Origin of the sequence: Brevibacillus fortis, from assembly GCF_046196545.1 — a bacterium.
GTDB lineage: Bacteria > Bacillota > Bacilli > Brevibacillales > Brevibacillaceae > Brevibacillus > Brevibacillus fortis_A.
In genome coordinates, this window is sequence record NZ_CP176370.1 from 2,780,814 (window position 1) to 2,793,855 (window position 13,042).

13 protein-coding genes are annotated in these 13,042 nt (G+C 48.8%); 12 read left to right on the forward strand and 1 reads right to left on the reverse strand.

Annotated elements, in window-relative coordinates:
• The first annotated feature begins 10 nt into the window (after positions 1–10).
• The 9 genes from ACKKE8_RS14445 to ACKKE8_RS14485 all read left to right on the forward strand — a co-directional run bounded on the left by ACKKE8_RS14445 (position 11) and on the right by ACKKE8_RS14485 (position 8,710).
• Positions 11–427, forward strand: coding sequence for a MaoC family dehydratase (locus ACKKE8_RS14445; RefSeq protein ID WP_409178735.1), 417 nt, complete (start codon positions 11–13; stop codon positions 425–427).
• Entirely contained in the window at positions 424–1,470 is a 1,047-nt protein-coding gene (locus tag ACKKE8_RS14450; RefSeq protein WP_409178736.1) for a 3-oxoacyl-ACP synthase, read from the forward strand. The genes ACKKE8_RS14445 and ACKKE8_RS14450 overlap by 4 nt, the downstream gene beginning before the upstream one ends.
• A gap of 67 nt (positions 1,471–1,537) precedes the next feature.
• Positions 1,538–2,707, forward strand: a complete 1,170-nt coding sequence (locus ACKKE8_RS14455; RefSeq protein ID WP_409179118.1) for a substrate-binding domain-containing protein — start codon at positions 1,538–1,540, stop codon at positions 2,705–2,707.
• Positions 2,708–2,719: 12 nt separating this feature from the next.
• Positions 2,720–3,490: an ABC transporter ATP-binding protein gene (locus ACKKE8_RS14460; protein ID WP_409178737.1), complete on the forward strand. Its 771-nt coding sequence runs from the start codon at positions 2,720–2,722 to the stop codon at positions 3,488–3,490.
• Positions 3,474–4,175: an ABC transporter ATP-binding protein gene (locus tag ACKKE8_RS14465; protein ID WP_409178738.1), complete on the forward strand. Its 702-nt coding sequence runs from the start codon at positions 3,474–3,476 to the stop codon at positions 4,173–4,175. The genes ACKKE8_RS14460 and ACKKE8_RS14465 overlap by 17 nt, the downstream gene beginning before the upstream one ends.
• 27 nt (positions 4,176–4,202) lie before the next feature.
• Positions 4,203–5,063 (forward strand): branched-chain amino acid ABC transporter permease, encoded by an 861-nt coding sequence (locus ACKKE8_RS14470; RefSeq protein ID WP_409178739.1) that lies wholly within the window; start codon positions 4,203–4,205, stop codon positions 5,061–5,063.
• A 7-nt stretch (positions 5,064–5,070) separates the two neighbouring features.
• The gene (locus tag ACKKE8_RS14475) at positions 5,071–6,069 is read left to right on the forward strand and encodes a branched-chain amino acid ABC transporter permease (RefSeq protein ID WP_409178740.1); all 999 of its coding nucleotides are present in this window, start codon (positions 5,071–5,073) and stop codon (positions 6,067–6,069) included.
• Positions 6,070–6,205: 136 nt separating this feature from the next.
• Positions 6,206–7,789 (forward strand): acyl-CoA synthetase, encoded by a 1,584-nt coding sequence (locus ACKKE8_RS14480; protein WP_409178741.1) that lies wholly within the window; start codon positions 6,206–6,208, stop codon positions 7,787–7,789.
• A gap of 105 nt (positions 7,790–7,894) precedes the next feature.
• Positions 7,895–8,710 carry a transglycosylase domain-containing protein gene (locus tag ACKKE8_RS14485; RefSeq protein WP_409178742.1) on the forward strand — a complete coding sequence of 272 codons (816 nt, stop codon included), beginning with the start codon at positions 7,895–7,897 and terminating at the stop codon, positions 8,708–8,710.
• Between the two features lie 144 nt (positions 8,711–8,854).
• Here ACKKE8_RS14485 and xerS read toward each other — a convergent pair whose 3' ends face one another.
• On the reverse strand, positions 8,855–9,967 hold the full coding sequence (xerS, locus tag ACKKE8_RS14490) for a tyrosine recombinase XerS (protein ID WP_409178743.1): 1,113 nt from the start codon (positions 9,965–9,967) through the stop codon (positions 8,855–8,857).
• A 146-nt stretch (positions 9,968–10,113) separates the two neighbouring features.
• Between xerS and ACKKE8_RS14495 the strand changes: the two genes are divergently transcribed.
• The 3 genes from ACKKE8_RS14495 to ACKKE8_RS14505 all read left to right on the forward strand — a co-directional run bounded on the left by ACKKE8_RS14495 (position 10,114) and on the right by ACKKE8_RS14505 (position 12,938).
• The gene (locus ACKKE8_RS14495; RefSeq protein ID WP_409178744.1) at positions 10,114–10,491 is read left to right on the forward strand and encodes a (2Fe-2S) ferredoxin domain-containing protein; all 378 of its coding nucleotides are present in this window, start codon (positions 10,114–10,116) and stop codon (positions 10,489–10,491) included.
• A gap of 294 nt (positions 10,492–10,785) precedes the next feature.
• Complete coding sequence (locus tag ACKKE8_RS14500) at positions 10,786–11,979, forward strand: glycine C-acetyltransferase (protein ID WP_390296243.1); 1,194 nt, start codon at positions 10,786–10,788, stop codon at positions 11,977–11,979.
• Positions 11,976–12,938: an L-threonine 3-dehydrogenase gene (locus tag ACKKE8_RS14505; RefSeq protein WP_409178745.1), complete on the forward strand. Its 963-nt coding sequence runs from the start codon at positions 11,976–11,978 to the stop codon at positions 12,936–12,938. Before ACKKE8_RS14500 ends, ACKKE8_RS14505 begins: the two co-directional genes overlap by 4 nt.
• The last annotated feature ends 104 nt before the right edge of the window (positions 12,939–13,042 follow it).

Consider the following 13,042-nt stretch of genomic DNA (forward strand, 5'->3'; position numbering starts at 1 on the left):
GGTGATTCGCATGGCGAGATTTGTAATTGGGGAGCAAGCATCTTTTAGCAGAACGATTACGGAAACAGATATTGTTCTATTTGCGGGAATGAGTGGGGATTACAATCCGGTACACATCGACCAACAGTACGCAAAAGACACGCGATTCGGCCAGCGTATCTCACATGGACTTTTGACGGCGAGCATGTTGTCCAGATTGCTCGGGATGCAGCTGCCTGGCATCGGTTCCATTTACAAGGACCAGACTATTCAGTTTACCGCTCCGGTATTGATCGGAGACACAATCACCGCGACCGCCACTGTGCTGGAGTATCAGGAAGAGCGGGGCATAATTCGATTGCTTACGGAATGCACGAATCAGCATGGAAAAGTAGTTCTAACTGGAACAGCGACGATGCTCGTACCGAAGGAAGGAGCGAAAGTATGAATTATCTTGAAGCCAATACGATGCACGAGCAGACTATCGGAGTGGAAGCGACGTCCGTATTTTTTCCTGAGGGAGTAGAAACAGCTGAGCGATTGGCTGAAAAGACAGGAATCCCCACACAAGTCATTATCGAAAAATTCGGTCTTTATCAAAAGCATGTTGCAGATGACACCCTTCATGCATCAGACCTTGCTGTGCTCGCTGCCCAACAGCTGACCGGCTCAGTGATCGATCCAGCTGAGATTGATGTGATTATTTACTTCGGCAGTCCGCACAAAGATTACTATGTATGGTCCAGCGCACCGAAGATTACATACGAACTAAAAGCGACAAACGCATACGGTTTCGAGATGATGAACGTCAGCTCGTGCTTTCCAATCGCCTTGAAGGTTGCCAAAGATATGCTGACGGCAGATGCATCCATTGAAAACATCCTGCTGGTTGCTGGCTGTAAAGAATCACAAATCGTCGATTACGACAATCCTCGTTCACGCTTCATGTTTAATTTTGCAGATGGGGGGACTGCGGCTCTCGTAAAGCGTGGTGCTACAAAGAGCAGAATTCTCCACAGCTGTGTCATTACTGATGGTTCTTTTCACGATGATGTAAGGGTACCGGCAGGCGGCTCGAGGCACAAACCTAGTCATGAAACGGTGGAAAACAGACTCCACTACATCGATGTGTCGAATCCGAGCGATATGAAAGAACGACTTGATCCCATCTCGATTCCGAATTTTGTTCATGTGGTAGAGCAGGCATTGGCAAAAAGCAATCGTTCCTTGCGTGATTTAAAGCTACTGCTTCCTTTGCACACAAAGCGTTCGATGTTCTTAGAGCTGCTGGAACGTCTGCAACTAAGCGAGGAGCAGGCCGTCTATCTCGATCATTACGGTCATTTGTCTGCACTCGATCCGTGTATTGGACTGCATGTCGCACAGCAAGAGGGACGTCTTGCCCCAGGGGATATTGTCGTAGCTGTCAGTGCTGGAACTGGATATACGTGGGCTGCAACCGTACTGGAATGGTTAGCCGAATCGCAATGAACATTTTGACTTTCGAGGAGGAACGGGCGTGAAAAAAAGAGGATGGAAAATGTTGCTCCCGCTAGCGATGTCTGTCGTGCTTGTTGTTGGTTGCAGCCAAAATGAAAGCGCTTCATCTGGGAGCGGTAATACGATCAAGGTAGGCGTACTCGCTTCGCTCACGGGGCCATTGGAGAGCTACGGCAAGCAGACGGTAAGAGGTTTTGAGCTCGGACTCGATTATGCAACAGAGGGGAAGCGAGAGATCGCTGGCAAAAAGATCGAGTTTGTCGTGGAGGACACGGAGACGAAGCCGGATGTCGCCGTCCAAAAAGCGACGAAGCTTCTGGAGACCGACAAGGTAGATTTTCTCGTAGGCTCCTCGAGTTCAGGCGATACGCTAGCTGTCCTTCCCCTGGCAGAGGAGTACAAAAAAATCATGGTCGTAGAACCGGCTGTAGCAGATAGTATCACCGGGAAAAACTGGAACAAGTACATTTTCCGCACTGGTCGAAATTCTTCGCAGGACGCAGTTGCTGGTGCTGCGGCGATTGCTTCCAAAGGAACGAAGATCGCGACGATGGCCCAGGACAGCGCCTACGGTCGAGAAGGGATTGAAGCCTTTAAGACCGCGGCTGAAAAATTAGGGGCTGTCATTATCGAAGAACAATACGTGGACACGAACACGACTGATTTTACAGCCAACATCCAAAAAATCATTAGCGCCAAACCAGAATATGTGTTCATCACGTGGGCAGGCTCGAACTCCCCGTGGAAACAGCTTCAAGATATGCAGGTTCAGCAAAAAGGCATCAAGGTGTCCACGGGAGCACCTGATATCGCTGCCTTGAAAACGATGGAGGCCATGATCGGAATGGAAGGTTTCTCGGTGTATTACCATTCGCTCCCGAAAACGAAAATGAACGACTGGCTCATCGATGAGCACAAGAAGCGTTTTCATGGCGAGATTCCAGATTTATTTACGGCAGGTGGGATGACGGCAGCTGTATCAATTGCGGAAGCACTGAAAAAGACGAACGCCGACACAGATTCGGAAAAGCTGATTGCTGCGATGGAAGGCATGACCTTTGATACGCCGAAGGGCCAGATGCAATTCCGGGTGGAGGACCATCAGGCACTGCAAACATTGTACGCGATCAAGCTGGAGAAAAAAGACGGAGTCGATCATCCGGTCCCTGTACTTGTCCGGGAGATGACGATGGAAGAAACAGCACCACCTGTCAGGAACCAGAACTAGAGGAGGTGTGTGATGAGCTACTTGCTGGAAACGGTTGACTTAAGCGTAGCATTCGGGGAGCAAACAGTCATAAACAAGGTATCGCTACGCATACCGAAGCAGCGATTTACTTCGATCATCGGACCGAATGGAGCCGGAAAGACGACGTTGTTTAACTTGTTAAGCGGGCAGCTTACTCCATCGCAAGGGACGATCAAATACAAGGGGCAAGAGATTACACACTTACCCCCCGCAGCACGAACGAGATTGGGGATTGGACGATCGTTTCAATTGACAAACTTATTTCCCAAGCTAACGGTGCGGGAAAATATTCGACTGGCCGTGCAAGCCGCACAGGGAGTCCGGTTTCGTTTATGGATTTCCCAGGCAGATCAAATGCGACAGGCTGAGGAAGTTGAGCGATTGCTACATCTGGTATTGCTGGAGAAAAAGGCGAATGTGCTGGCGAGCCTGCTGGCGCACGGGGAGAAACGAAAGCTGGAGCTAGCCATGCTCCTTGGACTGCGTCCGGATGTTCTCTTACTCGACGAACCGACGGCGGGAATTTCGTTGGAGGAAGTCCCAGCTGTATTGAAGGTGATCGAATCGATTAAGGAAAGCAATACGTGCACGATCATACTAATCGAACACAAGATGGACATGGTCAAATCACTCTCCGATCACATGGTCGTACTATTTCATGGAGAGCTATTGGCTGAGGGGACACCGACTGACATGATGCGAAATGAGCAGGTGCAGTCTGCCTACTTGGGAGGGTTGTATAAGCATGATGCTGCAACTTGATCACATCGAAACGTACCTCGACCAGTTTCACATCTTGCAGGGTGTCTCGCTTTCCGTGCAAGCAGGCAGTATTACCGTGTTGTTTGGACGAAACGGCGCGGGCAAAACAACGACGCTTCGTTCCATCATGGGGCTTTCCCCGATCCGTCATGGCCAAATTCGCTATCTAGGAGAAGAAATCGGACATCTGCCGACCTATTCCATCGCGCGTAAGGGGATTGGCTATGTACCGGAGAATCAAGGGATTTTTCATGATTTTACGGTAGAAGAGACGTTCCGGCTCGCCATGCAAAAAAATAACGACGAACAAAAAGAAAAGCTCGCGTGGATGCTGGATCTATTCCCTGACCTGCGTCACTACTGGAAAAAGAAAAGTGGGCACTTAAGTGGAGGTCAAAAGCAAATGCTGGCGATTGCACGAGCTTATGTGAACAGCAACGGACTCTTGTTAATTGACGAGCCTAGCAAGGGACTGGCGCCCATCATGGTTGAAAAGCTCATGTTCCACATCGAATCGATGAAGCAGAAAACGACCGTGCTTTTAGTTGAGCAGAACTTTATGATGGCGAGCATGATCGGCGAGCAGTACTACTTGATGGATGAAGGGAAAATTGTCCGCGGTGGCGCGATGCAGGAGTTGAAGGATGATGCAGATACGCGACAAAAATATTTGGGCATTGCCTGAGCGTGTAACAGGGAGGGGGAGGATGAAATGGATGTCGCGATTAATTTGCTTGTAAATGGACTGGCGACAGGCATACTCATTTTCCTGCTCGCTTCCGGGCTCACGTTGATCTTTGGCTTAATGAGTGTGTTGAACTTTGCCCACGGTGGATTGTTTGCCTGGGGAGCTTTTGCTGGTGTTTGGCTTTTCGGTTTGACGGATAGCTTTCTGTTGGCCATCGCAGGTGCTGTCGTCATCGGGATGCTGCTCGGTTTCGTCTTAGAGCGCGTACTGATCCGTCCTGTGTACGGTGATCATATTCAGCAACTGCTCGTGACTTTGGGCGGGATGCTCGTGATAAGTGAATTGCTCAAGGTGTTTTGGAGCCCCAATCCCATTCGGGCAGTATTACCGGATTATTTGCAAGGGAGCATCGAGTTTGGCGACATCATACTGATCACTTATCGCTTGTTTGTCATCGCAGTGGGAGTAGTTGTGTACATCGGGTTGCACCTGTTATTGACGAGAACGAGACTAGGCTTGATCGTCCGAGCGGGCGTCATCGATAAGGAAATGGTGCAGGCACTCGGCATCAATATTAAACAAGTGTTTACTTTCGTTTTTTTGCTGGGGGCAGGCATGGCTGCGCTCGGGGGAAGTCTGCTGGCACCGTATTCAGGGGTTATTTTTGCGGAAATGGGTATGCAGTATGCGATTCTGGCATTCATCGTCGTCATTGTCGGTGGGATGGGAAGCGTTCAAGGCTCTATGATTGCGGCGCTTTTAGTAGGGGTGCTTGGCTCGTTTATGGCTTACTTCGTTCCAGAGCTTTCACTGGCGGTGAATATGCTGCTGATGCTGGCAGTGCTGCTTATCAAACCATCCGGTCTGTTTGGAGCGAAGGGGTGATCATGCGTTGACTACATCCGGATTGTTGAACCATCGATTTATTTTGTTTGTCTTTCTGTCTTTGGCGGTTTTGCCGTTTCTGTCAGACTCGCGAAGCATGTACATCTTGTTCACCCAAATCTTTATCTTTGCGATTTTTGCCATGAGCTTTGATTTGTTGCTCGGCTATACGGGGATCGTCTCATTCGGACACTGTATGTTTTTCGGAATAGGTGCGTACTCTGTGTCTTTATTCCTGAAAAACTTTGATGCGACGATCAGCTATTTCTTGCTAGGCGTACTCGTTGCCATCGTGCTCGCCAGTATTCTCAGCTACGTAATCGGGATGCTGTCCTTGCGATTGAAAAGTCATTTTTATGCGATGCTGACCTTGGCGATTTCCCAGCTGCTATTCGTATTGGCAGAAAAATGGCGCTCGCTGACGATGGGTGGGGATGGCTTCACCTTCCCGGTGCCTGAGCTGTTTCGTGATCGTTTGTCCTTTTACTATGTATGCCTGATCCTAATGGTCATGCTGTTCGTCATCTTGCGGGCGTTTACGCGCTCCCCACTCGGCAAGGTACTGAAAGCCATCGGTCAAAATGAACAACGTGCGGAAGCATTAGGCTATCAAATTCTTCATTATAAGGTAATCGTCAGCATTGTTGCTGGAGTGGTTGCTGCGATTAGTGGAGGCTTGTACGCGGTCATGCTGCGTTTCGTGAACACCCAAGTGTTTTCAATTGAAACGACGCTGGATGCGCTCTTGATGAGCATGATCGGTGGGCTGGGAACAATATTTGGCTCTATTTTGGGGTCGGGAATCGTGGAGCTGGCGCATCATGGGCTGACTGAGTTGGCGAAGCTTCACCCCATATTCGAGAGATGGGTCATCTTCCTTGGTTTGCTCTATATTTTGGTCGTGCTCTGCTTTCCGAGCGGAATTGTCGGCAGCTTTCAAGAGTGGAGGGAAAAAAGAAAACAGCGTTCCGTGCAGGCTGCCACGATCACGGAGCAAGTAGAGTGATAGGAATGACAGAGGGGAGGTCAACCCATGCAAAAGGTTGGCCTTTTTTTGTCCCATTTTTGTCGAAAAAAAAGGTGAGAATTATAGTTATGTCGAATTATTATTCATCAATCTTAGAAAAGGTGGAGATGTGCCTATGGAACTAAACATGCCAGTGAACTATAACTTCGCTGCCCAGGTAGACGAATGGGCGAAAAAACACCCGGAGAGACGAGCCGTTTGGGAGTTAGATGAACAAGGTCAGGAACATATCCTTACGTACGAAGATTTGCGCCAATATTCAAACAAAATTGCGAATGGACTAGGGTCCATTGGAATCGAGCATGGGGATCGGGTACTCGTCCTGGTTTCCCGAGGAACATTGGCTTATGGTCTCTATTTGGCACTGCTGAAGCTGGGGGCAGTGATTTTGCCGGGGTCAGAGATGCTGCGCTACAAAGATATCGAGTACCGGATCAATCATGCAAAAGTCAAGGCTGTGATCAGCTTCGCGGGAGCAATGAGTGAGGTTGATCTGACGAGAGGCAACTGTTCTACTCTGCAACACTACATCACGACGGGCGAAGAGAAAGAAGGGTGGATTTCGCTTGAGGGGTTGCTCCAAGGGCAGGACACAGAATATGAGGTAGTCAACACGAAGTCGGATGAGCTGGCCTTCCTGTCTTATACGTCAGGAACGACTGGGGGACCAAAAGGAGTTATGCACGTCCACGGTTGGCCGTTTGCGCATTTGGCTGTGGCCGCTACACAGTGGCTGGATGTTCGCGAAGGTGACGTCGTTTGGGCAACGGCTGGGCCTGGTTGGGCCAAGTGGATCTGGAGCCCGTTTGTTTCTACGTTAGGGCTGGGAGCCACTGCGTTTGTTTATAAAGGAAAGTTTTCTGCAGAGAATTATTTGACGATTCTGCAAGATTATCCGGTTTCTGTCTTGTGTGCGACGCCAACCGAGTACAGAATCATGGCAAAAGTAACGGATTTGGAACAATACAAGCTGTCCGCCTTGCGCTCCGCATGTTCGGCCGGTGAACCGCTCAATCGGGAAGTGATCGACACATTCCGCCGCGTATTCCAGTTGACCGTGCGAGATGGATACGGACAGACAGAGAACACTTTGCTGGTAGGTACCTTTGTCGGCATGGAGCCACGGCCAGGCTCAATGGGCAAGCCATCACCTGTTGTAAGGATCGCTATTATTGACGAAGAAGGAGCGGAGCTGCCAGTAGGCAAGGTTGGCGATATTGCCATTGATCGCCATATGGTAGCGCTGTTCAAAGGCTATCTGGATGATCCCGGGCGCACTGCCAGAGCGTTTCGTGGCGACTGGTACGTGACGGGTGACCAAGGTCGCATGGACGAAGATGGCTACATCTGGTTCGAAGGACGATCGGACGACATTATCATCTCTGGCGGATATACGATTGGTCCGTTTGAGGTCGAGGATGCGTTGGTGAAGCACGCCGCAGTAGCGGAATGTGCGGCGGTTGCCAGTCCAGATCCAGAGCGTGGTCATGTGGTAAAAGCCTTTGTGATCCTGAAAAAAGGGAATGAGCCATCCGAAGAGTTGATCGTGGAATTGCAAAACCATGTGAAGCAATTAACTGCTCCGTATAAATACCCGCGCAAAATCGAATTTGTACAGGAACTGCCGAAGACGACCTCCGGTAAAATCAGACGAATCGAGCTGCGGCAGCAGGAGGCACAGCAAAATCAGCATTCGTAATAGTTTGTCTTACGAAATTGTAAGATTGCTGTAAGTGGATTCGATGGGACGAAATTTGCGCATCCCCTACAATGTGAGTAGAAGCAAGGCAAGGGGGAATGCAGCATGAACCACCTTCCAATCCCATTAGGAAGAAACACCGACTTGTATGAAGCGGCGAATATGCCCAAAAGCATCATGAAACTCGGTGTTCGTTGGAAAAAACGACTGCGTATCAGTTTTCTCGTAATCATGATGGCAGCCATTCTAGCGCCGATCGTGCTTGCGTGGACGGGAATTATATGGATAGATGAAAAAAAGCTGGCTGCTGTACAGCAATCCAACAGCTATGTAAAGCTGGACGAAATGCCTGATCATGTCTGGAAGGCGTTCGTTGCGATCGAGGATCATCGGTTTATGCAGCATCCAGGCGTGGATCCGATTGGATTGAGCCGAGCGATCTGGGTGGACATCAAGGAAGGTGCCTACGTGCAGGGCGGAAGTACAATCACCATGCAGTTGGCGCGGAACTTGTTTCTCACGAACGACAAAACGATGACCAGAAAAGTGAAGGAAATTGCGATCGCTTTGCAATTGGAACAGCGATACAGCAAAAAGGAACTGCTCGAAATGTACCTCAACGTCATTTATTTCGGGCACGGAAAATATGGGATTGGCGAGGCTGTTCCCTTTTACTTCGGAAAAAAAGCAACAGAAACAGGGGATCGAGCGGTAACACTGGGAGAAGCGGCCATGCTGGCTTCTTTACCGAAAGGACCAGAGCGTTACTCACCGGTAAAGAACTGGAGCCGAGCCAAACAACGGCAAGCGGTTGTGCTGAACCGGATGAACGAATTGGAAGTGATTGATCAAAGCGAAAGTACATTGGCAACGAACGAGCAGATTTTTGTTGTTCCTACTGCCAAACGCACAGCGAAATAATCGAATGTGATGGAATCCCCTTTCTGGATGGTGGCCCTGTTCCGGACTTAGATGAACTGCCAGAAGAATTTGCGCGGGGATATGATAACAGTGACCAATCCGCAGTGATATGCAGATTGGTCACTTGTTCTTGTTGAGGCATTTTTACGTCGTTCGGTTCACAGCCTTGCCCAGAGCATCTTCTAGGACATGGGCATATTGCATGGTCGTTTCGATTTTGGAGTGCCCCAGTTGTGCTTGGAGTTGATGGGGGTCAGGGTTCAAGCGGAGAAACTGTGTAGCAAAGCTGTGACGAAGCTTATGGACAGACAAATCGGGGATGCCGAATGCTTTGGCGTACTTTTTGACCAGCTTTTGGACAGACCTTACTTCGATGCGATGCCCATTTGGATTGGTAGGGGAAACAGCGAGAAAAACAGAGTCCTCTTGCGGTTCGGGATTGTATTTGTCACGCAGCTGCAAGTATTTGGCTAGGTACTCCTTGCCCCAGTCACTGAAAAAAGGAGCATCCTCTTTCTTTCCTTTGCGGATCAATTTCAACTGGTTTTTTTCCATAATAATGTCGGATAGATCGAGACTGACGATCTCTGACACACGGAAGCCACCGGAGAGAATCATCGCGATCAAGGCAGTATCCCGGTCGCGGTTTTGCATGTGATATTGCTTCTTTTTTTCCGTATCACAATGGGCCAAATATCCGTTGTAGACAAAATCGACGAACTGATAGATTTCGTCGTCAATCAGAATTTTTGCCCGAATGGCGTGGGCGCGTGCGAGGGGAGTCAGCTCCGTGATTTCCAGCTCGATTTTGGCGAGTACATTTCGCGTCAAATACGATTCCCCATTCTCATCCTCAGCGAGGGCAGACAAGTAATGAAAAAGCGATTTCAGGCTCGATATTTTTCTGCTGATAGTGCGGTCACTGTACTCTTTCTTCGCGCTTTTGGTAGGGTTCGAGAGCAAAGCGGATCGCTCGTACAGATGAGACTCCTGCAAGTATAATATGTAGCTTTCTACTGTTTCCTTCTTCAAGTCATTCAAATCGCTTAACGGAATGTCCTTCATATCCGTCACGGTACTCAAACCTTCTGTCATCATCCAGCGAAAGAAAAAAGAGAAATCGCGGAGGTATCCAAGCAAGGTGGAGGGTGAATTCTTTCTTGATTTTTTATGCTCAATAAACTTCTCGACATACCAGGGGTAGGAGCCCACTAATTGCAAAAGCTGCAAGGCATCGCGCTGTTTGGTTACGGACATGTTTTCACCACCAACATCTTTTTGTAAATCGTATACGAACATATATTCTATCAAAAACCAAACGTTCTGGGAATTGCAAATTGAACAAGAAACCGTCATGATGGGGAGTGTGGATGGATGTTGGACAAGAACGGAGAGGATTTGTAGTGGCAACATGGGACTTATCTCAGACAAAGCATCATGTGCTGATCTGTAATGGCGGAAGCTGTATGCGCAAGGGTGGCGAAGAGGTTACGGTAGCGATACGCGAAGCGATTACCAACGCAGGTTTGGATGACTATGTACATACAACCCGCACGCGTTGCAACGGGCGCTGTGAGGACGCATGCGTGATGATCGTGTACCCCGAGGGAATCTGGTATGAAAACGTGACGCCAGAAGATGCACAGATGTTGGTGGAAGAGCATTTTCAAAACGGCAGACCAGTACAGGCCTTGATGACGCATCGCTTCGAAACGAACGGTTTTGTGCGTACGATAGACACCAAGCCTGGTATCTTAAAATCACAAAAAGCAAAAAAATGAGGAAAAGGCCACGATCTGCTCATAGGAAGCAAGAGAGTGGTTTTTTCATTTTCAGGAGTCTACGAATTACGACATAAGGAGAAAGTAGGAGAGATGACATTATCGAAAGGAAAATGATTGAAAGCGTTAACAATATGTCTTTGTGATGTGGACGTTTTAAGTAAATGGTGGTAAACTGTCTGTAGATTAAGTTGATTTTATGCGAATTTTATCACAATGATGTGTCCATACAGCGCGAACAATTGTTTTTGTGGAACTTACTAATCGATGGCTGAAATAATGGAGGGATTCTCGTTGGCGAGCAAAACACTTGAACATTTTTTACATGAAAATCTGGCAGATTTGAAGAGCAAGGGACTGTACAACGTCATTGACCCATTGCAAAGCGCAAACGGTCCTGTCATTACGATTGCAGGAAAAGAACTGATTAACCTCTCCTCTAATAACTATCTGGGCTTGGCTACCGATCAACGTCTTGTGGACGCTGCGATTGCAGCAGCAAGCAAATACGGCGTAGGGGCAGGGGCTGTACGTACCATTAATGGTACCTTGGACTTGCATGTGAAGCTGGAAGAAAAGCTCGCTGCCTTCAAGCATACCGAAGCTGCAATCGCTTACCAATCTGGCTTTAACTGCAACATGGCTGCGATTTCTGCTGTCATGGACAAGGACGATGCGATTCTTTCTGACGAGCTGAACCACGCTTCCATTATTGATGGATGCCGCCTGTCTCGTGCGCAAATTATCCGTGTGAACCACTCCGATATCGATGACTTGCGTGCGAAAGCGAAGGAAGCGAAAGAATCCGGCAAATATAAAAAGCTGATGGTCATTACTGACGGCGTATTTTCGATGGATGGCGATGTTGCCAAGCTGCCGGAAATTGTAGAGGTAGCCGAAGAATATGACTTGATTACGTATGTAGACGATGCCCATGGCTCTGGTGTTCTCGGTAAAGGGGCAGGAACTGTTAAACATTTTGGTTTGTCTGATAAAATCGACTTCCAAATCGGCACACTTTCCAAAGCAATTGGGGTAGTCGGCGGTTATGTAGCGGGACGCCAAGAGCTGATCGACTGGCTCAAAGTACGCAGCAGACCGTTCCTGTTCTCGACTTCGCTGACGCCAGCGGATGTGGCTGCTTCCATTGCGGCTATCGATATTTTGATGAACAGCACCGAGCTGCACGACAAGCTGTGGGATAACGGACACTACCTCAAAAAAGGCTTGAAAGAACTCGGCTTCCATATCGGGGAGAGCGAAACGCCTATCACTCCTTGCATTATCGGAGACGAGCAGCAGACCCAGGAGTTCAGCAAACGACTGTATGAAGAGGGCGTGTACGCGAAAGCGATCGTATTCCCGACTGTACCAAAAGGAACCGGACGTGTACGGAATATGCCAACAGCGGCACATAGCAAAGAAATGTTGGATCGTGCCCTTAGCATCTACGAAAAAGTTGGGAAAGAAATGGGGATCCTGAAATGAAAAAAATTCTGGTAACCGGGGCGTTAGGACAAATTGGTTCCGAGCTCATCATGAAATTACGAGATATTTACGGAGCGGGTCAGGTCATCGCCACAGATATCCGGAAAAACGAAGACGATCCTGTCGTGCAATCGGGTCCATTCGAAGTTCTTGATGTCACCGACGGGAACCGGATGTTTGAACTGGCGAAGAAACATGGCGTGGATACGATCATGCATTTGGCTGCCCTGTTGTCTGCAACAGCTGAAGCAAAGCCTCTCTTGGCATGGAACCTGAACATGGGCGGGCTGGTAAACGCACTGGAAGCAGCACGTGAGTTGAACTGCCAGTTCTTTACGCCGAGCTCGATTGGTGCATTTGGTCCGGCTACACCGAAGAACAACACGCCGCAGGACACGATTCAACGCCCTACGACCATGTATGGTGTAAACAAAGTATCCGGTGAGTTGCTCTGCGATTACTATTATCAAAAATTTGGGGTAGATACGCGCGGCGTACGCTTCCCGGGTCTGATCTCGTATGTAGCGCCTCCGGGTGGTGGTACTACGGACTACGCGGTAGATATTTACTACAAAGCAATCCAGCATGGAGCGTATACGTCCTACATTGGCAAAGGCACGTATATGGATATGATGTATATGCCTGATGCGCTGAATGCGATTGTTTCCCTGATGGAAGCAGATGCCTCCAAGCTCATTCACCGCAATGCGTTCAACGTGACTGCGATGAGCATTGAGCCAGAGGATGTAGCAGCAGCAATCCGTAAACACATTCCTGAGTTTACGCTCTCTTATGAAGTCGACCCTGTGCGTCAGGCGATTGCCGACAGCTGGCCGAACTCCATTGATGCTACGGCTGCCATGCAAGAGTGGGGCTTCAAAGCGGAGTACGACCTGGACAAAATGACTGAGGACATGCTTGCAAAACTGCGGGGAAAGTTGCTCCAGCAAGTCGGATAAACAAATAGGGAAAAGGAAAACTGCCACTTCTTCTTGTGCGTGATGCGAGAGAGGTGGTAATTTTTTTGAATGCCTTTCCTGTTCTAAGGGCACATTAACAAAGC